Consider the following 21,713-nt stretch of genomic DNA (forward strand, 5'->3'; position numbering starts at 1 on the left):
TGACCGCCGCTACCTCGACATGTCCCTGCTCAACTCAACCCCAGACACTGCCGCTGCTTGACCCCACCAAGGAGCATTCCTTCCCCGTACCCCTCCGGACCAATTACACACGATTCGGGACTTGACCCACGGACTCGCACCCGCGACGCATCAGCGCTTTCAGCGCTGCCCTGTCTGCCTCCTTCAGCTTCACTTCCGGTCCCTGCATGCCGACCCTCCTACTTGGGCCAACATGCAGGTTCGGCAGACTTCATCCGGGCCGAAAACTAGCCCAGGTGAAGGCCAGCGGCAGGACCCGCAGCGGCAAGGCCGTGGGTAGGCCCTACCGCGATGTGGATCTCGACGCCGCGGCCGCGCTGCACAGCAAGGGCCGGAGATGGCGGGAGATCGCCATCGCGCTCTGGGGCCCGACCCGGCCCCTACACCGGGCGTGGCAGAACCGCCCCCCGGCTTCGGCCGCGTAGCTCCTTCTGGGCAGCGGGGTGTGACGGAAGGTTTTGGTTGTGGCCTACGGGTCCGAGACCTCGAACCGCTTCGCGAAGATGCGGATCTCGCTGGCCGTCGAGTTGGTGGTGATCTCGAAGCACCAAAGATCCCCAAGATCGACCCCGAGCGCCATCCACCGCTGCCTCATCTCGGCCAGCTTCGGCGCGTCAGCGATGCAGCGCGCGGCGCGGATCGACTCCGGCGCGGTCACCCCGAAGTTCATCTGCGCGTTGAAGGCGTAGCAATCCGTGAAGCGCACCTTCTGCTTCCGGCCATCCGGCCACTCGACCAGCAGGGCGACCTCATCGCGCTCACCGGGGGTACTCCGGTCGATGTTCAAGCTCACCAGCAGGGCGTCGTGCCACTCCAGCTCCGCGAACGCCTCGTCGATCCTCTCCGTCATGGCTAGAACCCCGGATCCTTATCGTTGTCGATTGACGCCGGGCTGTGGTGCTTGCCCTTGCCGTCGAGATGGTAGTGGCTCCTGTTCGGTCCCGCCCGGCGGGGTGGAGTCGGAGGGTCGATCCGCAGTCGCTCCTTGAACTTCCCATTGACGATCTCGCCATAGCTGCCGGAACGGTGCGGGTTCTCGAAGTAGCCCTCGGGGATCTTATGCTTCGGCCCCTTCGGGAGCACTACGCCGTCGGGTGTAACGTGGAACACGTCATCGGCGGCACCACCGCCATTCTTTGCGGCCTCGGCTGCGGGCGGGGTAGTCTCTCCTCCACTACCGCCCCCCCCAGCGTCCCCTGCCTGGTTCGCCATCTGCAGAGCATTGGATGCTCCTATGAGGTTGATTGCACCGGCAGCGATATAGACGGTCCCCATTGCCGCAGCCGAAACGCCTAGGGCGGAGGCAGGGACGCCAATCACGGCCCCGATTCCGGACAAGGAGAGTACACCACCTCCCGCCGCCGTCCCTCCTCCTCCAACGATCCCCACCACCCCCCCGACAATGTCCACCACGCCCCAGGCGAAGAGAGCAGCAGCGTATCCCACATAGAACTGCCGCGAATTCCCCTCGGGTGGAGGCACGAGTCCGAGGCCAGGAACTCCTCCTGCGAGCCCCCCCCCAACAGCGCGCCTTTCCCATACTCAATGACAACGCCGATGTTGTTCCGCGCGGAGTACAGGCTCCTTAGAAGAAAGAAGCGGAACTCTGCGGACATCGGCTCTTGCGGTTGGGTCGAGGACACCGAGAACCGTTCCCGAGTACAGATAGTGCCGTCCTCGTTGCAGGATTCACGGCCCCATTCCACTCTGCCAACCGAAGCATTGCTTCCCGCGTAGGCGGAGCCACCATACCAGCTGTCATAAATGATGACGGGCAGCTCGTTGGTCGCGAAGCCCGTGGGGTCTGTGTAGCGCAACGGGTTGTTGAGGCCGTAGCTGTAGCGGTTGAGCACCTGACTGACGCGAGGCCCCACGAACAACGGGTCCGCGCAGAGGAAGCGCCCCAGCTTCGGGTCGTACATGCGCCCCTTCATGTTGATGAGACCCACCTCCTCGTCGTGCTCGTGCCCCGTGAAGCCCTGCCGCACCCGCGAGTTGCCCCGCGTCTGCGACATGCCCAACGAGTGCGGGTAGCGTCGCCCACCATACGGCTCATACTTCGACACCTCGAAGGCCGCGCCCGACTCATCCGTCAGCGTCTCGACCGAGCCCAGGTGGTCCTTGTGCAGGTACAGCGTCTTCTGCGCCGTGAGCTGCTCCTGCGCGTTGGTCACCCTCCTCCGCCCCAGGGTTTCTTGAAGACCCGCTCGAACACCAGATGCCGGGCGTCATCCACGTCCTGCGCCGTGACACCGCATCCCAGCCGGGTACCGAGGGGAGCGGGCGCTCCCACCGCGAACTCGAACTCGAACCAGAATCGTCGCAGCGTCATTGGCTTGCTCCTGGGATGAATCGCGGAGGGCCCCCTGGCTCGAACCGGATGGCGGGGCACCCATGTAAGGCTTGTGTGTCCCTGCAATGTTGCCGCTTTTCCAGGTCGGGCAGGCGTGGGAGTCAGGGCCACGTCCCCGGCTGGCGCCATCGGATGAAACATTGGCGCCATCCGATTGGCGCCAGGACGGGGCGATTCCTAATTCTGAGCCACCGAATCCACGGTGCGGCATCCCACCGCTCAGGAAGGACACTCCCATGTCGAAGGTCTGGTTCATCACCGGCAGCTCTCGCGGCCTCGGTCGCGACCTCACCCAGGCGGCGCTCGACGCCGGCCACCGCGTCGTCGCCACGGCGCGCAACCCCGAGCAGCTCGAGGACCTCGCCAAGCGCTACGGCGACCGGATGCGTGCCGTCGCGCTCGACGTCACCGACCCGGCCGCCGCCCGCTCGGCCGTCGCCGCGGCGGTCTCCGCCTTCGGGCGAATCGACGTCCTGGTCAACAACGCGGGCTACGCCAACGTCGCGGCCATCGAGGACGCCGACATGGACGACTTCCGCAAGCAGTTCGAGACGAACTACTTCGGCGTCCTCAACGTCACCCGCGCGGCCCTACCCGTGCTGCGCAAGCAGCGGGAAGGCCACATCATCCAGGTCTCCTCCATCGGCGGGCGCATGGGCACGCCGGGCATCGCGTCCTACCAGTCCGCCAAGTGGGCGGTGGAGGGGCTGTCCGAGGTCCTCGCCGCCGAGGTCGCCCCGCTGGGCATCCGCGTCACCATCATCGAGCCGGGCGGCATGCGCACCGACTGGGCCGGTGCCTCCATGAGCATCAGCGACGTCCAGGACGACTACCAGGCCACCGTCGGTGAAGTGACGCGGCGGCTGCGCAAGAGCGGCGACGCCGCGCGCGGCGACCCGGCGAAGGCGGCGCAAGCCATCCTCCGCATCACGCAGGAGAAGAACCCACCCCTGCGCCTGCTGCTCGGCTCCGACGCCGTCTTCTTCGCGGAGGCCGTCGCCAACAAGCGCAAGGCCGAGGACGAACACTGGAGGTCCCTGAGCGTGTCCACGGATTATGATGGACAGGTCGACTTCGCGCAGACCCCCATCGCCCAGATGCTCGTGAGCCCGAGGAACTGAAGTGCCCACCGACCTCGTCCCCGTCCCCAGCGTCCTGCTCGACCGACTCACGTCGCTCGGGCTCGACGTGGGGCGGGTGCTCCAACACGCGGGCCTCGTGCTCTCCCGGTTCCAGGAGCCCAAGGCCCGCCTCACCACGCGCGAGTTCATGGGCCTGTGGCACGGCATCGAGGTCATGGCGGGCGCCCGAGACATCGGCCTCCGCCTGGGCGCCGAGGCGCGAGCGCACCAGCTCGACGTGGCCACGATGGCCGCGACCCACTCGCCCAACCTCGGCGAGGCGCTCCAGAAGCTCGCGCGCTACAAGCGCATCACCTGCCCGGAAGAGGTCTCCATCGACGTCACGCGGGACGAGGCCCGTCTGGAGTTCCACTGGCTCCTCGCGGAGGAGGCCCTGCCCATGTTCCTCGTGGACGCGACGTTCGCGTCCACGCTCGCGCTCGCCCGGAGGGGCACGGGCAAGCCCGTCGCCCCCAAGCGGGTGGCCCTGGCCCGCCGTCGCGCCGACGCGGAGCTGCTCACCCGCCACTTCGGCTGCAAGGTCGTCTTCGACGCGCCCGTGGACCAGCTCGTCTTCGATGCACGGCTCCTGGACGAGCCACTGCTCACCCACAACGCGGACCTGCTGGCCCTCCTCGTCCCCAGCCTCGACGCCGCGCTCGAGGACCCCTTGTCGCGGCGCGCGCTCGAGGACGACGTGCGACGCGTGCTGCGCCGCCACATGTCCGGCGAGCGGCCCTCCGTCGACAAGGTCGCCGAGACGCTGCACATGAGCTCTCGCACGCTCCAACGTCGACTCGGTGAGACGGGCACGTCGTACCAGCGCCTGCTCGACGAGGTCCGTCACCAGGCCGCGTGCCGCCTGCTGTCCAGCACCACCGTGGAGCCCGTGGAGGTCGCGTTCCTCCTCGGCTTCGAGGAGCTGAACTCCTTCACCCGCGCCTTCCAGGGATGGGAGGGCATGACGCCCCTGCGGTGGCGCGGGGCCCGTCACGGACATGCGCACTGAGGAGCCCCACCGGGCGCTCGCCGCGCAACGGCCCAGACCTCAGCGGGGGTCGAACTCTCGCACGAGGACCCGTTCGAACGCCCTCAGCGAGAGGACGCGGCGCGCGAAGGCGGCGAAGACGGCCTTCCCTCCCACCCGGTAGCGTGCCGTGGGCGCGCGCTCCGTCGCGGCGCGCAGAATCGCATCGGAGACGCGGCCCGGGTCATCCCCTGTTTCAATCTGCCGCCGGATGATGGACTCGACCCGCTCCCGCCCCTCGTCGTACAGGGACAACAGCTCGCGGGGTCGCAGCATCTGGATGCCGGTGCGGTGCGCGGAGGGCTCTACCAACGCCACCTCCACCCCCATGGGCGCGACCTCCACGCGGAGCGCTTCCGTATAGCCGGCCAGCGCATGTTTGCTCGCCGCATAGGCGCCGTGGAACGGCACGCCGACGAAGCCCGATACCGAGCCCACGTTGATGATGCGCCCCGCGCCACGCGCCCGCATGACCGGGAGGACGGCGTTCGTCACCCGCATGACGCCGAAGACGTTGGTCTCGAAGAGGGCACGAGCCTCCTCCGCGCTCGTCTCTTCACACGCCCCCACCATGGCGCGCCCGGCGTTGTTCACGAGGACATCGATGCGCTCCGTCTGCCGTGACAGTGCGTCGAGGCACGCCCTCACGGACGCATCGGAATCGACATCGAGCGAGAGGAAGCCAGCTCCGCCCGCGCGCCGGGTGCCGAAGACCTGGAAGCCGTGCTCACGGAAGCGGGCCGCGGTGAGGGCCCCGAACCCCGAGGAAGCGCCTGTGATGAGTGCGACGGGTCGTTCATTCATGGGTCGGACGATGCGGCGTCCTCGGGCAGGCAACCACTCAGGTTCCAAGAGCGGTCCTCCCTCCGAGCGCGCGCCGCCGGCCGGAATGACTTACTTTTCCCCCATGCCGCCCCGAGACCGCACGCGTCGCCGCATCCAGCCTCGCCAACAGCGCGCCCAGCTCACGGTCGACAGCATCCTCACCGCGGCCGAACGGGTGATGACGAAGGAGGGCTACGCGAAGACGACGACCAATCACATCGCGGAGGTCGCGGGCGTCAACATCGCGTTGGTGTACCGCTACTTCGCGGGGAAGGAGGCCATCGTGGGCGCGCTCATCGAGCGCTGGGCGAACCGCACCGCCGAGGCGCTCGAACAAACCCTCGCACGGCATGCCGACGCCCCACTTCCAGAGACAGTGAGGGCCATCATCGAGGTCCTCGTGAAGACCCCGGGACTTCCGGACTCGCTGCACCGAGAGCTCGTGAACAGCGTGGAACTCACGAAGCGGCGCGCGGCCATCGAGGCGCTTCGCGCACGGGCCTTCGAAGCCTTCGTCGAGGACCTCCAGCGACGTCGTGTGTTGGCGCGCGCGGCGGAAGGCGAGGCCCGGCTCTTCGTCCTTGCCCGGGCCCTCGAGGCGGTGAGCCACGCGGCGGCCTTCGAGCGCCCCGCGGGAATCTCCCTCGACACGGTCATCGAGGTGACGCGCGACATGGTGCTCGGCGTCCTCGAAGCGCCGAGGAGCGCCTCCCGACCTCGGGCACGCCGGAGCGGAGCAGCCGGCGGCGCCGCGTGAGGCCATCGCCCGCGCTCTCGGGATGCGTGACTCAGAGCAGCCCCGCCAGGCTGCGCACCGCCGCGCGCAGCCCCGCGGGGCTGGCCCCCGAGAACCCCAGCATGAGTCCCTGGACGGCGCCGCGTCCCAGGTAGAGCGGTGACAGCCTGCGCGCCCCCAATCCACGCGCGTCGGTGCTCGCGACGACGTGCGCGTCCCTCCTGCCTGCTCCGAGGAACGTCGCGACGTGCATCCCCGCCTCGGCAAGACCGGGACGGAGCTGGATTCCGACTTCCCGCCTCAACGCATCCAACAGCGCGTCCCGCCGCTCCGCGTACACGAGCCGCATCTGGCGCAGATGCGCCGCGTAGTGTCCTGACTCCATGAAGTGCGCCATGGCCGCCTGGGACAACGGTGGCGCGTGGCCGTCCGTCGAGGCCCGCGCCACGACGAAGGGCTCCACCAGCGCCTCCGGCACCACGAGGAACGCCAGCCGCAACGCGGGGAACATCACCTTGTTGAAGGTCCCGGCGTAGAGCACCCGCCCCGCCACGTCCATGCCCTGGATGGCGGCGACAGGACGCGTCGCGTACCGGAACTCGCTGTCGTAGTCGTCCTCGAAGAGCCACATTCCCGAGGCCCGCGCGTGCTCCAGCAAGGCCAGCCTGCGCGACAGGCTCATCGTCACGCCGAGCGGGTACTGGTGCGAGGGCGTCACGTACGCCAGCCGCGCCCTGGGCGCACGCGAGACGCCGACCTCGACCTGGAGACCTTCACCATCCACCGGCACGGGTTGCACCCGCGCCCCCGCCGACTCGAAGGCCGCCCGTGCGCCCAGGTAGCCGGGCTCCTCCAGCCACACCCCATCGCCTTCATCCAGGAGCAACCGCGCCGCCAGGTCCAACGCCTGCTGGGTGCTGGAGAACACGAGGACGCGGCGCCAGTCACACCGCACGCCTCTGGCCACCGCGAGGTGTGCCGCGATGGCCTCGCGCAGCGACCGCAGTCCGGAGGGTTCTCCCGCGGTCATCATCCCCGGGCCCAGGAGCCGCGCTTGTCTCGCGACGGAGCGCGCCCACAGCTTCGCGGGGAACAGCTCGAGCGCGGGCAGGCATGGGGTGAACGGCTGGACGTCCCTGGGTTCGGGAGGCAGGACCTCGCGGGACATGAGCAACCCGCGGCGCGACAATCCGCGACCTCGCGCGCCCGCGCCTCCACGCGAAACCACCGACGCGCTCCGCGGCAACCGTGCATGCTCCGGCAGCGCGACGATGCTGCCCGCGCCCACCCGTCGCTCCAGGAAGCCCTCTGCGTCCAACTGCGCGAAGGCTCCCTCCACCGTGCCCCGGGAGACGCCCAGCTCCCGGGAGAGCGTGCGCGTGGACGGGAGCCTGCTTCGTGGCGCGAGCGCGCCCGAGAGGATGGCCTCGCGCAACCGTTCGTAGAGCTGACGATGGAGGGGACCCGAGCCTCCTCCATCCGAGAGCAGGAACGGCAACGACACCCCGGCGGAGCGCTTCGGCATGCTCTGCATCTAGCCGGAACCCGCCACTGGCTGCTCGGGAAAATGGTCCAGTCATCGCGCGTGAAATGGAGCTGTTTCGTGGACCACTCCAGGCGCACATTGCCAGGCGTCGGAAAGACCGGAGCCCACCATGACCTCGCCCACCACCCCGTTCTCGTTCGTCCTCGAAATCCCAGCGGCCACACCCGAGGCCGCGCAACGTCACTTCCTCGCCAAGCTGTCCGTGGAGACCGACCCCGCAGACGTCTTCGTCGACCTGGACCGCAAGAAGAAGGGCTTCGTCGTGGTGGACACGCGCTCGAAGGAGGCCTACGCCGAACGCCACGTCCCCGGCGCGCTGAGCATCCCGACCCGAACCATCTCCGCGGAGTCGACAGCGCATTTGAGCAAGGACGACGTCATCGTGACCTACTGCTGGGGCCCGGGGTGCAACGGCTCCACCCGCGCGGCCGCGCGCTTCGCCGCGCTCGGCTTCCGCGTGAAGGAGATGATTGGTGGCATCGAGTACTGGGTGAAGGAGGGCTACGCCACCGAGACGACTGGGCGTGACCCTGCGCGATAGACCAGCGACCGAGGGATTCCCCTGGGCGTCTGTTCGCAGCGCGGAGTGGGCATGGCCCGGCTCCGTGGACAGGTTGGGGACGCTGCCAGCCTGCTCGTCCGCGCCATGCCTATGCGGCGATCTTCGAGCCGATGAAGCGCAGGAGTGTGGAGACCCAGACGAAGGCCCTCACGTTCTCCAGGTCCTCGGACAACTGCCCCACCGTGAAGTCCGACGGGTCCTCGTAGACCGAGTACAGCTTGTCGTTCGGGATGCTCCAATAGTGGTCGCTGTCCAACTCGACCTCGGTGTGCCCCACCTGCGCCAGGTAATCGAAGAGCAGGTTCGTCGCTTGTCTCAGCTCCGAGACTTCGAGCTTCGTGGACTGCCTCCAATGAGGGTGACACCACCGCGGGGCCGGTGGATTCAGACAGGCTCCTCGACACAACTCCAGTCGCACGTCTCACCTGCGACATAGGCGGTGTTCTTCGTCAGGTCAGGCAAGCCAGGGCCATCGTCGGGGTAGGCATCCAGCACCACGAAGACGCGGTCATCCTTCCAGGCGAACTGCACCCCATCCGACAGCACCTCGAACGTCCTCTTGTCGAGCTTGAAGCTGAATTCCTTCGCTCCGCTGACCACCAGGGTGACCCTCGACCATCCAGAGCGCGAGTCCCGATCCTGGCACACCACCTCGATCCTGCAGAGCCTCGAAGCGACTCCCACGTCGAGCTCAATCTTGCGAACCACGCCGTCGTACATGTCGCAGAACCGCTCGTGGAAGACCGCCACATGCTCGGGTTGCAGGCGCATCCATTCCCCCTGTCATCACGTTGAAGCCACTGAAATCGACGACGACACATGCCCCACGCGGACTGAACGGGAAAGCAAGTCTCCAGCTATCGACAACACGAGTCGGCCCCGGTTAGACCTGAGGGACAGGAGGAGGATGGATCCATGAGCACCACGCCGACCCAGGTTGGAGTCCTCGTCGAGGCCGCCCCCTCCAACGAGTCACGAGGAAGCGGCTCGGGAGCATCGCCGGAGGAGCGGGTGGCTCGATTCAAGAGCTCGCTCTCGAGCTTCGCCGCCGCGCTCGACAAGACTCGCGCCGCCATCCGGACAGCGTCGCGCGAGGCGGAGAAGACCCTCACCGTGAGCTTCGAGCGCATCACCGACGCGGTCCCTCGCGCGCAGGACGACGCCTCACGTGGGACGGAGCGTGACTCGACGACGCCCCGCACGCTCGAGCGGCTGGACGTCGAGTAGGCCCGGCGGCAGACCTGCGCCCGGCGAGCATGCTCGTAGGAGGCCTTTCGCAAAGCCTCGCACGCCCTCACCTTCTCGTGGACAGGCATCCAGGAGAGAGCCGATGAGCGACCAAGCCCAGGCCAGGGCAGCCGTGGTGAGACAGAAGGGCGGACCCTTCCAGATCGAGGACGTCACCCTCGAGGCCCCCCGCGAAAGCGAGGTGCGCGTCCGCATCGTCGCCACCGGCATGTGCCACACCGACATGATCGTCCGGGACCAGTTCTACGCAGTGCCCCTGCCCGTCGTCCTCGGCCATGAGGGCGCCGGCATCGTCGAGAAGGTCGGCCGCGGCGTCACCAAGGTGGTCCCCGGAGACCACGTCGTCATCGCCTTCGCGTTCTGCGGCAAGTGCGACCTGTGCACCACGGGCCACCCCGCCTACTGCCGCGAGTTCTACGACCGCAACTTCGGCGGCGGACGGAAGGACGGCTCCACCGCCACGCAGGCCCAGGGGAAACCCCTCCACGACCACTTCTTCGGACAGTCGTCGTTCAGCACGCTCGCCATCGCCACCGAGCGCAACGTGGTCAAGGTCCGCAAGGACGTCCCGCTGGAGCTGCTGGGACCGCTCGGCTGCGGTATCTCCACCGGCGCGGGCGCGGTGCTCAACTCCATGCGCATCCCCGCGGGGAGCACCTTCGCGGCCTTCGGCTCCGGCGCCGTGGGCCTGAGCGCCATCATGGCCGCGCGACTGGCGGGCGCCACCACCATCATCGCCGTGGACGTGAAGCCCAATCGCCTCCAACTCGCGATGGCGCTGGGCGCGACGCACACCGTGAACGGCGCCAGCGAGGACGCGGTGAAGGTCATCCGCACCGCCACCGGAAGCCGGGGCGTGGACTTCGCGCTCGAGTCCACCGGCAACCCCAGGATCCTCCGACAGGCCGTGGAGGCGCTCGACATCCTCGGGACCTGCGGCGTCGTGGGAGCGCCCCCCATGGGCACCGAGGCAGCGTTCGATGTGAACGACCTCATGGTCCCCGGCAAGCGCATCCAGGGCATCGTCGAGGGCGACAGCGTCCCAGATGTCTTCATCCCCCAACTCATCGACCTGTTCATGCAGGGACGCTTCCCCTTCGACAAGTTGGTGAAGTTCTACGCCCTGGAGCAGATCAACGAGGCCGCGAAGGACTCCGAGAAGGGCGACACGCTCAAGCCCATCATCCGGATGAGTCGGCCTGCGTGAGCACGCGCGGCGACACGACAGCGCGGACCGATGCCAGGGGCTGTCGTCCAGCCCCTCAGGACCCGGTGACGACCTCGAAGACCTCCGCGTCCGGCAGCGTGAGCACCTCCCGGCCCCTGACCGCCAATTGCTCGCGAGGCACGTCACGGAAGCGCTCGACGAATGAAGCCGCGGGCCGCAGCGTCAGCGATTTCCCCGTGGCGCGATTGCGGAACGTCGTCACCGTCTCCGCCGCATCGAGCCGCGTGAGGTTCAACTTCCCCAGGCTCGCACCCGTGGCCGCCGCCGCGCCGTCAGCCACGCACGCGTACTGCACCTGCGAGGGGCTGTGGTGGATGACCTCCAGGTCGAAGCTCCCGGCCCGCAAGCCCAACGCTCCCAGCGCGTACTCGCCCATCCGATATCCCGCGACCGCCCACGGCCCCGCGCCGCCGTGCACCGCCGCGACCCGCGCCAGCGCATCCTCCTCCGCGGCGCTCTTCGCGACAGGCGTCGTCGCGCAACCCATGCCAGCCAGCACGACGAGGGAGAGGACGACACGCAAGGCCACGGGCGACTCCTGACGCGGGACGAGACACCGGGTTCTACCCCGAGCCCGCCACCCCGGGCGACGCCCGTCAGTAGATGCCAATCAAGATGACCTTCACCCGCGGATTGCCGAGGTACTCCTCCAACCGCCACCGGCTCCGCAGCCCATCCGCCTTCACGCCGACCCCCTCCTCCGGCGGAGGGTCCGCGCTCGCCAGCGCGTTCTCCAGATGCGACAGCGCCCACGCGTCGAACTTCGCGTCGCCCGAGCCCTCCAGCACCTTGAGGTCCAGCAGCTTCCCGTCCTTCGCCTGACGGACCTCCACCACCGCGGCCAGCGCGAGCACCGGCTCGGTGACGTCCATCATGTACATGTTCGCCGCACGCCCCGCCTCGACGGCGGCCTGCAAGCGATTGCGCTGCTCCAACCGGCGGTCTCGCGGCTCCGCCGCGAACGGCGTGCCCGTCTTCCCGAAGCGCTCGATGGCCTCCACCTGCTCGCGCTTCAGCCGCGCCCCCAGCACCTTCAAATCCGGAGGAGGCGGCTGCACCAGCGACTTCGAGAAGAGGTTGCGCATGTTCGCGTAGTACGGAGGCGTCGCGCCGCCCCGGGCCCTCGCGGTCGCCGCCGCGTCCGCGGACCACGTGTCCACGCGCTCCGCCACTCGCGCCTGCTCCTGTCGCAGCACTTCCTTCGCGTCTGGCAGCGCCCCCGGCTCGTTGCGCAGCGTGCGCCCCGTCTGGAAGGGACGCCCCACCGGCTCGCCCCCCAGCAGTCCCTTGGGCATGAGCGAAATCGCGGGCGGCTCGGCGGCACGCGGCGCATCCGCCCCTGGCGTCCCGGAGCTCTCCGGCGCGCTCGCCGGTGGAGCCTTCGTCGGCGCCTCCGCCACCACCTCCGCGTCAGGCCGCTCCGGACGCACTGGCGAAGGCGGAGGAACACGCTGACGGGTCGGAGGAGGAGACGGCGTCGCCTCGCGCTTCGACGGGGCCTCGGGCGCCTTCGGCGTCACGTAGACGACTTCCACCTCCGTCACCGGCTGCGACGCGACCCGTGGCGCCGGGGCCGAAGGCATCCGCGACAACACCCCGAACAGCGCCGCGTGCAGGAGCACGGACGCCAGGACCGCGAATGTCAGCCGGGAGCGACGAGACACGCACGGGAGCATGCCTCCTCCCCTGCCCGAGGAGAAGCACCCCGAGGTCCAAGGACCCCGATGTCCCCCTGCCCGCCAGGCCCATCCGCGAAGTCGACGACAGTCACAGACTGTCACATTTCACGGCTAGGCTGTCCTCGATGAGACGCCCGTTCGACCTCCTCCCCGTAGGGCTGAGCCTGCTCCTGGTGCTCGGGTGCGGTTCGAAGCCCGCGAGCCCCCCTACCGAGCCCACCTCCTCGGACGGCGGCGGCACCGCTGGCGGCACGACGGCCCCCGCCCTCGACAGCGGCACCGTGTCCGCCCAGGTGGCCCCGGAAGACGGCGGCGTGACGGCGACGATGGAGGTCCTCGCGCTCGACCCCGAGGGACAGCCCCTGCCCAAGGCCGTGCTCTACCTCGTCCCCGAGGCGCTCCGCGCCACCCTCGAACGGGCGGAGACGGATGCCCAGGGCATCGCCCGGCTGCCCGCGCCCCCAGGCCGCTTCCGCCTGCTCGGGTACTGGGTTCGCAAAGCGGAGGAGGAGGTCGTCGACAACCGCTACCAACGCAAGCGGGAGGAGGAGTTCCTGCGCTACCTGTGGCGCGACCTCGAGGTCCACGCGGGCGCCCCGCCCGCTCGACAGGTGCTCCGCTTCGAGGCCCCGCGCGCCGCGCCCCTGAGTGCCCGCCTCGTCGACCCGGAAGGCAAGCCCATCGCGGGCGCCAGCATCGACGCCGTGCAGGAGTTCCCCTCCGTCCCCTCCGACGGTCCGTTCCTGCGCAACACGGCCTATCCACGTGAGAGCCTCCGCGTGTTCACCGACGCCGAGGGCCGCGTCAACGCACGTCCCGTGCGCGAGGGCGTCTATCGCCTCCGGTTCGACCACGCGACGGGCATCGCCGAAGCCGTGGCGACCACGGGCGCGCCATCCCAAGACGTCTCCATCGACCTCCGGACGCCCCAGTCCGTCACGGGGCGGGTCGTCGACGAGCAGGGCGCGCCCGTGAAGTCCTTCACCGTGGGCGACCACCGGGTGCGCGATGCCCAGGGCCGCTTCACGGTGAGCCCCGTCGGCTTCTACATGCTCGTGTCCGCGAAGGGCTTCGTCGAGCAACCCCTGTCCATCCCGCACCCACCGCCCCGGCACCTCACCGTGCCCGACATCGTGTTGCGCAAGGCCCTCACCGTGAAGGGACGGGTGGTCCTCCCCGAGGGACAGTCGGTGCCGGAGAACTCCACCATCGCCGGGCGGGCCCGTTCACACCGGGAGGGCCCCTTCCAACTGGGGCGCTCGGGCCGCTTCTCACTGGGCCCCTTCCCCATCGGCGAGGACGTCCAGGTGATGGTCCGGACCCCCACGCGCATCGTCTCGCACCGCTTCGCCGCGGACACCCTCGCGAAGCCGGTGAGCCTCCCCGTCCCCGCTCCGGGGCGACAGGTCACCATCCGCGTCGTGGACGCGAAGGGCCAACCCGTCGAGGCCGCGCGCGTGTCGGCGGAGAACCCCTCGGACGGAGAAGGCCTCGTCACCGACGCCCAGGGCCGAGCCACCTTCCAGCTCCCTCCCGGGCACTACACCGTCACGGTCGACGCCCAACAGCGCCTGCGCCCGAGGGAGCAGCGCATCCCCCCGCGCTATCCCCCGACGACGCTGGACCTCCCCGCCGAGGGTGACGTGCCGTCGCTCGAAGCCCGCCCCGTCTCCGGCCCGGGGCACCTCCGGCTCCTGCTCGCCCAGCCCAGCCACTACGACAGCGTCTTCGTCGTCACCGGGGAGCGGGCGTGGCCCGCGGACACGAGCGGCTTCCAGGAAGCGCTCGTGAACCCGCTCCAGGAGGACCCGGAGATGGATGTCTGGGCCAACAAGGGCGTGCCCCTCATCCATTACTCGGCGGTGAAGGAGTTCTCGGACCTCCCGCCCGGCACGTACACGGTCTTCGCCACCGACCCGTACTTCGAGAACGCGGGCGCGCTCCTCTTCCGCGAGGTCGTCCAGGTGTCCGCTGGCGCACACCCCGTCGTGCGGATCCGCTTCCAGGGCGAGGACGCGCGCGTGGTCCCGCCGCCAGGCGGCTGAGCCCGGGCGACGCCCGCCCGTCCGTCCGCCCTCCAGCCAGGGCGCCGACGCGTGGCACGAGCAGGACGCCATCCCCACCCTTGGGAAAGCCTTCTGGAGGGAGCGCGACCCATGAACTTTCCCAGCCATGTGAATGTCCCCGCGGAGACCCGCGAGGAGATCATCGACCTGCTCAACACCCTGCTGGCGGATGCCATCGACCTGCACTGGCAGATCAAGCAGGCGCACTGGAACATCCGCGGCACGCACTTCTACAGCCGCCACCTGTTGTTCGACGACCTGGCCAAGCACGCGCGCAAGCAGGCCGACGACTTCGCCGAGCGCGCCGGCACCCTGGGTGGCTACGCCGAGGGCACCATCCGCCTGGCCGCGAAGAACAGCGAGCTGCCCGAGTACGACCTCAAGGCGGTGGAGAGCGAGGACCACCTGCGCGCGCTCGTGGACCGCATTGCCCGCTACGCGGCCTCCATCCGCAATGGCATCCAGCGCTGCGACAAGCTGAACGAACCCATCACCGTGGACCTGCTCACGCAAGTGCTGGGCGACGTGGAGCTGGACCTGTGGTTCCTGGAGAGCCACCTCAACGGCACCGGCCGCCCCGCCGCCCGCAAGGGGGGGCGCGAGGACGCCCGGGGCGACACCAACCGCACGCCCCACGCCTGAGCCCTCGAAGCCAGCCCCGGCGCTGACCCGCGGGTCCGAGCGCTCTTCCACGAGCGCGCGGGCCCGCGTCGGCGTATAGAAGGCGTCCTCGAAATCCGAGGGATGCCCACATGAGCGCCGAGACACGACTGGACGGGAAGGTGTGCCTCATCACCGGGGCCACGGGCGGCATCGGCCTGGAGACGGCCAAGGCCCTGGGGCGCCTGGGCGCCACCGTGGTGCTGGTGGGGCGCGACCCCGGCCGCACCCAGGCCGCCGTCGAGGCCGTACGCGCCGCCGCCCCCGGGGCCCAGGTGGACTTCCTCCTGGCGGACCTCGCGTCGCTGAAGGCCGTGCGCGAGCTGGCCCAGGCCTTCCTCGCGCGCTACCCGCGCCTGGACGTGCTGATCAACAACGCGGGGCTCATCATCGACCGCCGGCAGGTCACCGTGGATGGCTTCGAGGCCACCCTCGCCACCAACCACCTGGCGCCCTTCGTCCTCACGAACCTGCTGCTCGACCTGCTGAAGCAGAGCGGGGCATCGCGCGTCATCAACCTGTCGTCCGACGTGCACCGCGTGGGCAAGCTCCAGTTCGACGACCTCCAGAGCGAGCGGCGCTACGACGGCTTCCGCGTCTACGCCACGTCGAAGCTGGCCAACCTCCTGTTCACCCGCGCGCTGGCGAAGCGGCTGGAGGGCACGCGCGTCACCACCAACGCGGTGCACCCGGGCGTGGTGAGCACGGGCTTCGGGCACAACAGCCAGGGCTTCTTCAAGTGGGTCGTCAAGCTGGGGGCGCCCTTCATGCTGTCCGCCGCGGGCGGAGCGAAGACCTCCATCTACCTGGCGTCGTCGCCCGAGGTAGAGGGTGTCACCGGGCAGTACTTCATCCGGCGCCGCAAGAGGACGCCGTCCGCCGCCGCGCGGGACGACGCCCTGGCGGAGCGCCTCTGGCAGGAAAGCGCGCGGCTCACAGGAGTGTCGTCATGATCGACCTGTACACGTTCCCCACGCCCAACGGCCGCAAGGTCTCCATCGCGCTGGAGGAGCTGGGGCTGGAGTACACCGCGAAGTCGGTGGACATCACGAAGGGCGCCCAGTTCAAGCCCGAGTTCCTGGCCATCAACCCCAACAACAAGATTCCGGCCATCGTCGACCCGCAGGGGCCGGACGGGCGGCCCATCACCGTCTTCGAGTCGGGCGCCATCCTGCTCTACCTCGCGGAGAAGACGGGCAAGCTGATGCCCGTGGGCGCGCGGGGCAAGACGGAGGCCACGCAGTGGCTGATGTTCCAGATGGGCGGCGTGGGCCCGATGTTCGGCCAGCTCAACCACTTCGGCCGCTTCGCGAGCACGAAGATTCCGTACGCCATCGAGCGCTACCACACGGAGTCGCGGCGCCTGCTGAAGGTGCTCGACGGCCAGCTCGGCAAGGGTGACTACGTGGCGAGCACCTACTCCGTCGCGGACATCGCGCTCTACCCGTGGGTGGCGGGCACCCAGGGCGCCTATCCGGAGCTGTTCGCCGGGCTGGCCAACGTGGCGCAGTGGCTCGCGCGCGTGGGCGGCCGCCCCGCCGTGCAGCGAGGCATGAAGGTCCCCTGAGACGTGCCGATGTCCTCGCTCGAACAGCTCCGCTTCGACAACACCTATGCCCACCTGCCCGCCGGCTTCGGCGCGCGGGTGGCGCCCCGCCCCTTCCCTGGCGCTCGGCTCGAGAGCGTCAACCCGGCCGCGCTGCGCCTGTTGGACCTGGCCCCGGAGCAGGCGCGGCGGCCCGAGTTCGTCGCGGCGTTCGGCGGGGAGAAGCCGCTGCCCGGCATGGAGCCCTTCGCCATGGTGTACGCGGGGCACCAGTTCGGGGTGTACGTCCCTCGCCTCGGGGATGGGCGGGCGCTGCTGCTCGGGCAGGTGCGCAACGCCGCCGGCGAGTCGTGGGACCTGCACCTCAAGGGCGCCGGCCCCACGCCCTTCTCGCGCGGCGGCGACGGGCGCGCGGTGGTGCGCTCCACCATCCGCGAGTACCTGTGCGGCGAGGCGATGCACGGGCTGGGCATCCCCACCACGCGGGGGCTGTGCATCCTCGGCGGCGACGAGAAGGTGTACCGCGAGGAGCCCGAGCGGGGCGCCATGCTGGTGCGGCTGGCGCCGACGCACGTGCGCTTCGGCACCTTCGAGTACTTCCACCACACCGAGCAGCAGGGCCACGTCGCGGCGCTGGCGGACCACGTCATCGCCGCGCACTTCCCGCACCTGTCCGGCGTGGAGGGGCGCCACGCGCGGTTCTACGCGGAGGTGGCCGAGCGCACCGCGAGGCTGATGGCGCGGTGGCAGGCGGTGGGCTTCGCGCACGGGGTGATGAACACGGACAACATGTCCATCCTCGGGCTCACGCTGGACTACGGGCCCTTCGGCTTCCTGGACGACTTCGAGCCGGGCTTCATCTGCAACCACTCGGATGACCGGGGTCGCTACGCGTTCGACCAGCAGCCGCGCATCGCGCTGTGGAACCTGGCGTGCCTGGGCGAGGCGCTGCTGTCGCTGCTCTCCGAGGACGAGGCCCGCGCGACGCTCGGCGCCTTCCAGCCCGCGTTCAGCGCGCACTTCCTGGCGGCGATGCGCGACAAGCTGGGCCTGCGCGAGGCGCGCGACGAGGACCGCGCGCTGGTGGGGGACCTCTTCTCCCGCATGGCGGAGGCCCGGGTGGACTACACGCGGCTGTTCCGCGCGCTGGGCCGGTTCGAGACGTCGACCAGCGCGGGCCCGTCCGCCGCGAGCGCGCTGTTCCCGGACCCGGCCGCCTTCACGCCCTGGGCGGAGCAGTACCGGGCGCGGCTCCGGTCCGAGGGCAGCGTGGACGCGGAGCGGCGCGAGCGCATGGACCGCGTCAACCCGCGCTACGTGCTGCGCAACTGGCTGGCCGAGGCGGCCATCCGCCGCGCCGAGCAGGGTGACTACTCCGAGGTGGACCGGCTGCTGGAGGCGCTGGCGGACCCGTTCACCGAGCGCCCCGAGTTCGAGGCGTATACCGCCCCGCCTCCGTCGTGGGGACGACACCTGGTGGTGAGCTGCAGCTCCTGAGGTCCCCGGCCACAAGGTTGGGCAACCGAAAGTCGCCCACCAGGGCGCTTGTCGGATGGCGCCCCAGGCCCAACCTTGCGCCTTCCATGTCGACGGACCTCACCCGCCTGCCCTTGCGCGGGCAGCACGGCGCCTTCCACGTCGTCGTCGAGTCGCCTCGGGGCTCGACGGTGAAGCTCAAGTACGACCCCGTCCTGGGCGCCTTCTCCATCTCCCGCCCGCTGACGCGGGGGCTGCGCTACCCGTTCGACTGGGGCTTCGTCCCGTCGACCCAGGGGCCGGATGGAGACCCGCTCGACGCGATGGTGTTGTGGGACGACACCACCTGGCCCGGCGTGGTGCTGCCCTGTCGCGCGCTGGGCGTCCTCCAGGTCGACCAGAAGCGCAAGGGCGGCAGGCCGGGAGAGCGCGAGCGCAATGACCGCATCCTCGCCGTCCCCGTGTCCGCCGCGCGCTCGGAGAACCTGCGCACGTACCAGGACCTGTCTCGGCGTGAACGCGAGGAGCTGGCGCACTTCTTCATGACCGCCGTCCACTTCGAGGACAAGGACGCGCGCATCCTCGGGTGGGAAGGCCCCGAGGCCGCCGAGCGGATGCTCACCCCTCACACGCCCGCTGGAGGCTGACCATGGCCCACCCCACCCCCATTCGAGGCCTGGGCCCCGACAGCGAGCTGGGCCTCGCCGCGCGTCGAATCCTCGCCGGCCGCCTCGCGGACGTACGCAAGCCGGAGGCCCGGCTCACCGACAAGGGCATCGACGACGACGCCGTCCACGACATGCGCGTGGCCGCGCGGAGGCTGAGGGCCTCGCTCCAGGTGTTCCGCCCGCTCGGCGGACTGACGAAGCTGGAGACCGAGGTCAAGCAGCTCCAGGACGCCCTGGGCGAGGTGCGCGACCTGCACGTCCAGGCGCTGTGGCTGGAGGCCATGGCCAAGAAGGCCCGCAAGGAGAAGCCGGAGACACGCGCGGGCATCGCCGCGCTGGCTCGACAGCGACAGGACGGCCTGAAGGCGAAGGAGGCCCGACTGCGCAAGGTGCTGGACCGGTGGACGGGCCACACCGTGCCCCGACTCCTGCGCAAGCTCGACGCGCTGGAGGACGACCACCGCTTCGGTGGGCGCAAGGTGAAGGACCACCTGCTGTGGCGCGTGCGCCGCGTGCGCAAGCGGATGGAGGACTACGTGGACGCCTCCGACGCGCAGACCGCCCACGCGCTCCGCAAGGACTTGAAGAAGCTGCGCTACGAGCTGGAAATCTATCAACCCGCCTTCCGACGCACGCTCGGCGCGCTGCTGGAGGTGCTCGTTCCGCTCCAGGACGGGCTCGGCGAGTTGCACGACGCGGACGTGCGCCTGGAGGTCTTCGAGCGGCTCGCCGCGGGCGGCAAGCCCCGGGAGCGGAAGGCGGCGCGCGCCCTCCTGCCGCTCATCCGCGATGGCCGCGACAAGCGCTCCGCGGAGATCTCCCGCGAGCTCCAACGCTGGCACAGCGAGGAGATCCCCCGGAAGCTGAGCCGCGTGCTGTCCTGACGGCCGCTCTCGCCCGTCAGCCGCCGCAATCCGACGGACAGGTGTCCTGGGACTCCGACGAATCACAGACGCCGTTCCCGCACGGCGCCACGCAGTCTCGCGCGCAGCGCTCGAGGGACTCTCCTCGCGTGCAGACCCCATCACCGCAGAAGGGCTCGGCGCCCGGACCCTCGCAGGGGTTGAGCGCCGAGACGAGCACGGCGGACGACGCCGAGGACTCCGGGCAACGCGCGGGGTCATCCCCGCAGCCGATGCCCATCACCCCGAGCAGCCAGGTCCCCATCCAGACAGCGTGTCGTGTGTTCACCGGGAAGCGCTCCGTTCGGCCCCGGCCTCACGCTACCACGCGTCAGTCCCGGGCCGCGGAGGCAGGCCGGGACACGCCCCCCTCACAGCGTCCCGGTGAGGTCCTTCTGGATGGGGAGCGCCTCCTCGAGGTGCGCCTGGACCTCCTTGCGCTCCGACGCGGCCTCCTCCTTGAGCGCCTCGTCCTGCACCTGCGGCGTGACGATGGCGTCCAGCACCATGGCGGCGCGCCCGTGGACCACGAGCTGCGTGTCCATCATCGCCAGGTCGAAGCGTTGTCCCTCCAGTCCCCCCAGCACCCGCATCAGCCCCTGCACCTCCGCCACCAGTTGGACGGACAGTTGGCTCTCGGCGGGCATGATGCGCTGGTCGCTCGCCAGCGTGTCCAACCGCTGCCTCGCCGCGGAGTGGTCGTTGACCATCTTCGTGCTGAAGTCCTTCACGCTCGCGACCGTGGCGCGACCCTCGCCCATCTTGCCGAGCGACACCTCCCCGTCATTCAGCACCTGGAGCACGCGGAGGATCTGCGCGTCGCTCAAGGTCACGACCTGCGCATTGAGGCTCTCCGCCTCGTTCTGGCTGCTCTCGCTCGTGCACGCCGCGGTCAGCACGCACACTCCCGCCAGCACCACCTTCATCCAACCCTTCATCACGGCCCCCCACCTTTCCGGCGCCTGAGCGCATCCGTGGAGGGTGGGATGAGGTGGGGACGGGCGGTATCGGCGCCCCGGGTCGGTTCACGTGTCCGCCACAGGATGGGGCGGTTCGCGCCATCCCGCAGGCAGGCGGGCTACTGGGCCGAGCGGGCGTCGATGCGCACCGCCTTCGCCTCTCCGGAGTCGTCCGTGCGATAGGTGGCGTTCACCTGGGTTCCCTTCTGGAGGTCCTCGGGCACGGACTGGAAGCCATCCAGGGTCACCTGCGTCTGGGGACCGACCTGGAGACGGAGGCGTGGCTCGCCGTTCTCACTGAGCAGCACGGCGTCCTCGCTGGACTGGACCACCTCGCCGGAGATCTGCTGCTCGGCGCCTTGTTGGGTCGCGGTCTGCGACTGCGACCCGTTCGTCGACGTGCCCGTGGTGCTCGACGAGCCCGAGGGGGCGGACAACATCACCCATGGCGCCTGCTGGGTCGTGGGCACGGTGCCCTGCCCCTGCTGCGAGGACGGGTCGATGCCGGCCGCGCCAGGAGCCCCCGTGCCCGGGGTCGACGAAGTCGTCGAGCCCTGCGTCGTGCTCCCTCCCGGGGAGGCCACGGCCCCAGCGGCGTCGGACGTGGTGGAGGGTTGTGTCGTCCCCTCCAGGGACTGCGCTCGAGGCGGTCGTGTATCGAGTTGCTCGAGCGGAGAGAGGGATTGCTGGTCGCCCCCGGCCACCGTGGAGTCCGCGCCCTGCGAGGTGTCCTGACTGGAGCCTCCCGTGCCGAGGGAGGACGACGCGCCCGTGCCTGCGGACGAGGAAGAGGCCGTCGCGCCCGAAGACGACGTGCCCGTCTGGGTCGAGCCCTGCGACGGAGGCTGTGTCTCCGGCGAGGTGCTGGCGCCGAGGTCCCTGGCGCGACTCTGCGCCGCGACCTGCTCCGCACGCGCCTCCTGGTCCCGCTCGCTCCGCACCGCCGCCTCCTGCTCCGCCGCTTGCGCCTCCACCGACGGAGAACCCTGGGAGTTCGCCTGCGCTCCCGACATCGTGGAGTCGGAGGTGGCGCCCTGTCCCACCGAGTTCGCCTGCGTTCCGTTTGCCGAGG

General features: G+C 69.9%; 26 protein-coding genes. 13 read left to right on the forward strand and 13 right to left on the reverse strand.

Features of this window, described 5'->3' with window-relative positions; all coding sequences use genetic code 11:
- Positions 1-508 precede the first annotated feature (508 nt).
- From LZ198_RS24500 to LZ198_RS24515, 4 genes are read right to left on the reverse strand one after another with little or no spacing between them, the layout of a single operon-like run.
- Complete coding sequence (locus tag LZ198_RS24500; protein WP_253974455.1) at positions 509-889, reverse strand: hypothetical protein; 381 nt, start codon at positions 887-889, stop codon at positions 509-511.
- 2 nt (positions 890-891) lie between these two features.
- Positions 892-1,359 (reverse strand): hypothetical protein, encoded by a 468-nt coding sequence (locus LZ198_RS24505; RefSeq protein ID WP_253974456.1) that lies wholly within the window; start codon positions 1,357-1,359, stop codon positions 892-894.
- Entirely contained in the window at positions 1,356-2,213 is an 858-nt protein-coding gene (locus LZ198_RS24510; RefSeq protein ID WP_253974457.1) for an RHS repeat domain-containing protein, read from the reverse strand. The genes LZ198_RS24505 and LZ198_RS24510 overlap by 4 nt, the downstream gene beginning before the upstream one ends.
- Entirely contained in the window at positions 2,210-2,371 is a 162-nt protein-coding gene (locus LZ198_RS24515; RefSeq protein WP_253974458.1) for a hypothetical protein, read from the reverse strand. Before LZ198_RS24515 ends, LZ198_RS24510 begins: the two co-directional genes overlap by 4 nt.
- A 257-nt stretch (positions 2,372-2,628) precedes the next feature.
- Here LZ198_RS24515 and LZ198_RS24520 point away from each other — a divergent pair, with 257 nt between their 5' ends.
- Positions 2,629-3,513 carry an oxidoreductase gene (locus LZ198_RS24520; RefSeq protein WP_253974459.1) on the forward strand — a complete coding sequence of 295 codons (885 nt, stop codon included), beginning with the start codon at positions 2,629-2,631 and terminating at the stop codon, positions 3,511-3,513.
- 1 nt (position 3,514) lies between these two features.
- A complete protein-coding gene (locus LZ198_RS24525) occupies positions 3,515-4,522 on the forward strand; it encodes an AraC family transcriptional regulator (protein WP_253974460.1) in 1,008 nt (335 codons plus the stop codon).
- Positions 4,523-4,561: 39 nt separating this feature from the next.
- On the opposite strand, the gene LZ198_RS24530 is transcribed toward LZ198_RS24525, so the two are convergent.
- The gene (locus LZ198_RS24530) at positions 4,562-5,344 is read right to left on the reverse strand and encodes an SDR family NAD(P)-dependent oxidoreductase (RefSeq protein ID WP_253974461.1); all 783 of its coding nucleotides are present in this window, start codon (positions 5,342-5,344) and stop codon (positions 4,562-4,564) included.
- Positions 5,345-5,447: 103 nt separating this feature from the next.
- On the opposite strand from LZ198_RS24530, the gene LZ198_RS24535 reads away from it, so the two are divergent.
- Entirely contained in the window at positions 5,448-6,122 is a 675-nt protein-coding gene (locus LZ198_RS24535; RefSeq protein ID WP_253974462.1) for a TetR/AcrR family transcriptional regulator, read from the forward strand.
- 31 nt (positions 6,123-6,153) lie between these two features.
- Here LZ198_RS24535 and pdxR read toward each other — a convergent pair whose 3' ends face one another.
- A complete protein-coding gene (gene pdxR, locus LZ198_RS24540; RefSeq protein WP_253974463.1) occupies positions 6,154-7,626 on the reverse strand; it encodes a MocR-like pyridoxine biosynthesis transcription factor PdxR in 1,473 nt (490 codons plus the stop codon).
- 130 nt (positions 7,627-7,756) lie between these two features.
- Between pdxR and LZ198_RS24545 the strand changes: the two genes are divergently transcribed.
- Complete coding sequence (locus LZ198_RS24545) at positions 7,757-8,188, forward strand: rhodanese-like domain-containing protein (RefSeq protein ID WP_253974464.1); 432 nt, start codon at positions 7,757-7,759, stop codon at positions 8,186-8,188.
- A 109-nt stretch (positions 8,189-8,297) separates the two neighbouring features.
- Here LZ198_RS24545 and LZ198_RS24550 read toward each other — a convergent pair whose 3' ends face one another.
- Both LZ198_RS24550 and LZ198_RS24555 read right to left on the reverse strand, forming a co-directional pair.
- Positions 8,298-8,486 (reverse strand): hypothetical protein, encoded by a 189-nt coding sequence (locus LZ198_RS24550; protein ID WP_253974465.1) that lies wholly within the window; start codon positions 8,484-8,486, stop codon positions 8,298-8,300.
- A gap of 107 nt (positions 8,487-8,593) precedes the next feature.
- Entirely contained in the window at positions 8,594-8,980 is a 387-nt protein-coding gene (locus LZ198_RS24555) for a hypothetical protein (protein WP_253974466.1), read from the reverse strand.
- A gap of 144 nt (positions 8,981-9,124) precedes the next feature.
- Here LZ198_RS24555 and LZ198_RS24560 point away from each other — a divergent pair, with 144 nt between their 5' ends.
- Both LZ198_RS24560 and LZ198_RS24565 read left to right on the forward strand, forming a co-directional pair.
- On the forward strand, positions 9,125-9,436 hold the full coding sequence (locus tag LZ198_RS24560) for a hypothetical protein (protein ID WP_253974467.1): 312 nt from the start codon (positions 9,125-9,127) through the stop codon (positions 9,434-9,436).
- A 103-nt stretch (positions 9,437-9,539) separates the two neighbouring features.
- Positions 9,540-10,664 (forward strand): NAD(P)-dependent alcohol dehydrogenase, encoded by a 1,125-nt coding sequence (locus tag LZ198_RS24565; protein WP_253974468.1) that lies wholly within the window; start codon positions 9,540-9,542, stop codon positions 10,662-10,664.
- Between the two features lie 55 nt (positions 10,665-10,719).
- Here the strand turns inward: LZ198_RS24565 and LZ198_RS24570 are convergent, their stop codons facing one another.
- Complete coding sequence (locus tag LZ198_RS24570; RefSeq protein WP_323382856.1) at positions 10,720-11,214, reverse strand: formylmethanofuran dehydrogenase subunit E family protein; 495 nt, start codon at positions 11,212-11,214, stop codon at positions 10,720-10,722.
- Between the two features lie 67 nt (positions 11,215-11,281).
- Entirely contained in the window at positions 11,282-12,349 is a 1,068-nt protein-coding gene (locus tag LZ198_RS24575; protein WP_253974469.1) for a TonB C-terminal domain-containing protein, read from the reverse strand.
- Between the two features lie 140 nt (positions 12,350-12,489).
- Here LZ198_RS24575 and LZ198_RS24580 point away from each other — a divergent pair, with 140 nt between their 5' ends.
- The 7 genes from LZ198_RS24580 (at position 12,490) to LZ198_RS24610 (ending at position 19,664) form a co-directional block, all read left to right on the forward strand.
- Complete coding sequence (locus LZ198_RS24580; protein ID WP_253974470.1) at positions 12,490-14,409, forward strand: carboxypeptidase regulatory-like domain-containing protein; 1,920 nt, start codon at positions 12,490-12,492, stop codon at positions 14,407-14,409.
- A gap of 111 nt (positions 14,410-14,520) precedes the next feature.
- Entirely contained in the window at positions 14,521-15,072 is a 552-nt protein-coding gene (gene dps / locus LZ198_RS24585) for a DNA starvation/stationary phase protection protein Dps (RefSeq protein WP_253974471.1), read from the forward strand.
- A gap of 110 nt (positions 15,073-15,182) precedes the next feature.
- A complete protein-coding gene (locus LZ198_RS24590; protein WP_253974472.1) occupies positions 15,183-16,043 on the forward strand; it encodes an SDR family oxidoreductase in 861 nt (286 codons plus the stop codon).
- Entirely contained in the window at positions 16,040-16,657 is a 618-nt protein-coding gene (locus tag LZ198_RS24595) for a glutathione S-transferase family protein (protein WP_253974473.1), read from the forward strand. Before LZ198_RS24590 ends, LZ198_RS24595 begins: the two co-directional genes overlap by 4 nt.
- 9 nt (positions 16,658-16,666) lie before the next feature.
- Positions 16,667-18,133, forward strand: a complete 1,467-nt coding sequence (locus LZ198_RS24600) for a protein adenylyltransferase SelO (RefSeq protein WP_253974474.1) — start codon at positions 16,667-16,669, stop codon at positions 18,131-18,133.
- A gap of 86 nt (positions 18,134-18,219) precedes the next feature.
- Positions 18,220-18,759 carry an inorganic diphosphatase gene (locus LZ198_RS24605; RefSeq protein ID WP_253974475.1) on the forward strand — a complete coding sequence of 180 codons (540 nt, stop codon included), beginning with the start codon at positions 18,220-18,222 and terminating at the stop codon, positions 18,757-18,759.
- Positions 18,760-18,761: 2 nt separating this feature from the next.
- Entirely contained in the window at positions 18,762-19,664 is a 903-nt protein-coding gene (locus LZ198_RS24610; protein WP_253974476.1) for a CHAD domain-containing protein, read from the forward strand.
- A 16-nt stretch (positions 19,665-19,680) separates the two neighbouring features.
- On the opposite strand, the gene LZ198_RS24615 is transcribed toward LZ198_RS24610, so the two are convergent.
- From LZ198_RS24615 to LZ198_RS24625, 3 genes are all read right to left on the reverse strand, one after another.
- Positions 19,681-19,971 carry a hypothetical protein gene (locus tag LZ198_RS24615; RefSeq protein ID WP_253974477.1) on the reverse strand — a complete coding sequence of 97 codons (291 nt, stop codon included), beginning with the start codon at positions 19,969-19,971 and terminating at the stop codon, positions 19,681-19,683.
- 82 nt (positions 19,972-20,053) lie between these two features.
- On the reverse strand, positions 20,054-20,620 hold the full coding sequence (locus LZ198_RS24620) for a DUF4142 domain-containing protein (protein WP_253974478.1): 567 nt from the start codon (positions 20,618-20,620) through the stop codon (positions 20,054-20,056).
- 140 nt (positions 20,621-20,760) lie between these two features.
- Positions 20,761-21,654: a hypothetical protein gene (locus LZ198_RS24625; protein ID WP_253974479.1), complete on the reverse strand. Its 894-nt coding sequence runs from the start codon at positions 21,652-21,654 to the stop codon at positions 20,761-20,763.
- Positions 21,655-21,713: the final 59 nt, after the last annotated feature.

Origin of the sequence: Myxococcus dinghuensis (genome assembly GCF_024198235.1) — a bacterium.
Lineage (GTDB): Bacteria > Myxococcota > Myxococcia > Myxococcales > Myxococcaceae > Myxococcus > Myxococcus dinghuensis.

Excerpts from the sequence above, each read along its gene's own strand:
- LZ198_RS24560 (WP_253974467.1), top strand. The coding sequence starts at position 9,125 with ATGAGCACCACGCCGACCCAGGTTGGAGTCCTCGTCGAGGCCGCCCCC.
- pdxR (WP_253974463.1), bottom strand. The coding sequence starts at position 7,626 with ATGCCGAAGCGCTCCGCCGGGGTGTCGTTGCCGTTCCTGCTCTCGGAT.
- LZ198_RS24590 (WP_253974472.1), top strand. The coding sequence starts at position 15,183 with ATGAGCGCCGAGACACGACTGGACGGGAAGGTGTGCCTCATCACCGGG.
- LZ198_RS24555 (WP_253974466.1), bottom strand. The coding sequence starts at position 8,980 with ATGCGCCTGCAACCCGAGCATGTGGCGGTCTTCCACGAGCGGTTCTGC.
- dps (WP_253974471.1), top strand. The coding sequence starts at position 14,521 with ATGAACTTTCCCAGCCATGTGAATGTCCCCGCGGAGACCCGCGAGGAG.
- LZ198_RS24580 (WP_253974470.1), top strand. The coding sequence starts at position 12,490 with ATGAGACGCCCGTTCGACCTCCTCCCCGTAGGGCTGAGCCTGCTCCTG.
- LZ198_RS24500 (WP_253974455.1), bottom strand. The coding sequence starts at position 889 with ATGACGGAGAGGATCGACGAGGCGTTCGCGGAGCTGGAGTGGCACGAC.
- LZ198_RS24535 (WP_253974462.1), top strand. The coding sequence starts at position 5,448 with ATGCCGCCCCGAGACCGCACGCGTCGCCGCATCCAGCCTCGCCAACAG.
- LZ198_RS24610 (WP_253974476.1), top strand. The coding sequence starts at position 18,762 with ATGGCCCACCCCACCCCCATTCGAGGCCTGGGCCCCGACAGCGAGCTG.
- LZ198_RS24565 (WP_253974468.1), top strand. The coding sequence starts at position 9,540 with ATGAGCGACCAAGCCCAGGCCAGGGCAGCCGTGGTGAGACAGAAGGGC.
- LZ198_RS24515 (WP_253974458.1), bottom strand. The coding sequence starts at position 2,371 with ATGACGCTGCGACGATTCTGGTTCGAGTTCGAGTTCGCGGTGGGAGCG.
- LZ198_RS24545 (WP_253974464.1), top strand. The coding sequence starts at position 7,757 with ATGACCTCGCCCACCACCCCGTTCTCGTTCGTCCTCGAAATCCCAGCG.
- LZ198_RS24620 (WP_253974478.1), bottom strand. The coding sequence starts at position 20,620 with ATGAAGGGTTGGATGAAGGTGGTGCTGGCGGGAGTGTGCGTGCTGACC.
- LZ198_RS24595 (WP_253974473.1), top strand. The coding sequence starts at position 16,040 with ATGATCGACCTGTACACGTTCCCCACGCCCAACGGCCGCAAGGTCTCC.
- LZ198_RS24625 (WP_253974479.1), bottom strand. The coding sequence starts at position 21,654 with ATGTCGGGAGCGCAGGCGAACTCCCAGGGTTCTCCGTCGGTGGAGGCG.
- LZ198_RS24605 (WP_253974475.1), top strand. The coding sequence starts at position 18,220 with ATGTCGACGGACCTCACCCGCCTGCCCTTGCGCGGGCAGCACGGCGCC.
- LZ198_RS24520 (WP_253974459.1), top strand. The coding sequence starts at position 2,629 with ATGTCGAAGGTCTGGTTCATCACCGGCAGCTCTCGCGGCCTCGGTCGC.
- LZ198_RS24530 (WP_253974461.1), bottom strand. The coding sequence starts at position 5,344 with ATGAATGAACGACCCGTCGCACTCATCACAGGCGCTTCCTCGGGGTTC.
- LZ198_RS24600 (WP_253974474.1), top strand. The coding sequence starts at position 16,667 with ATGTCCTCGCTCGAACAGCTCCGCTTCGACAACACCTATGCCCACCTG.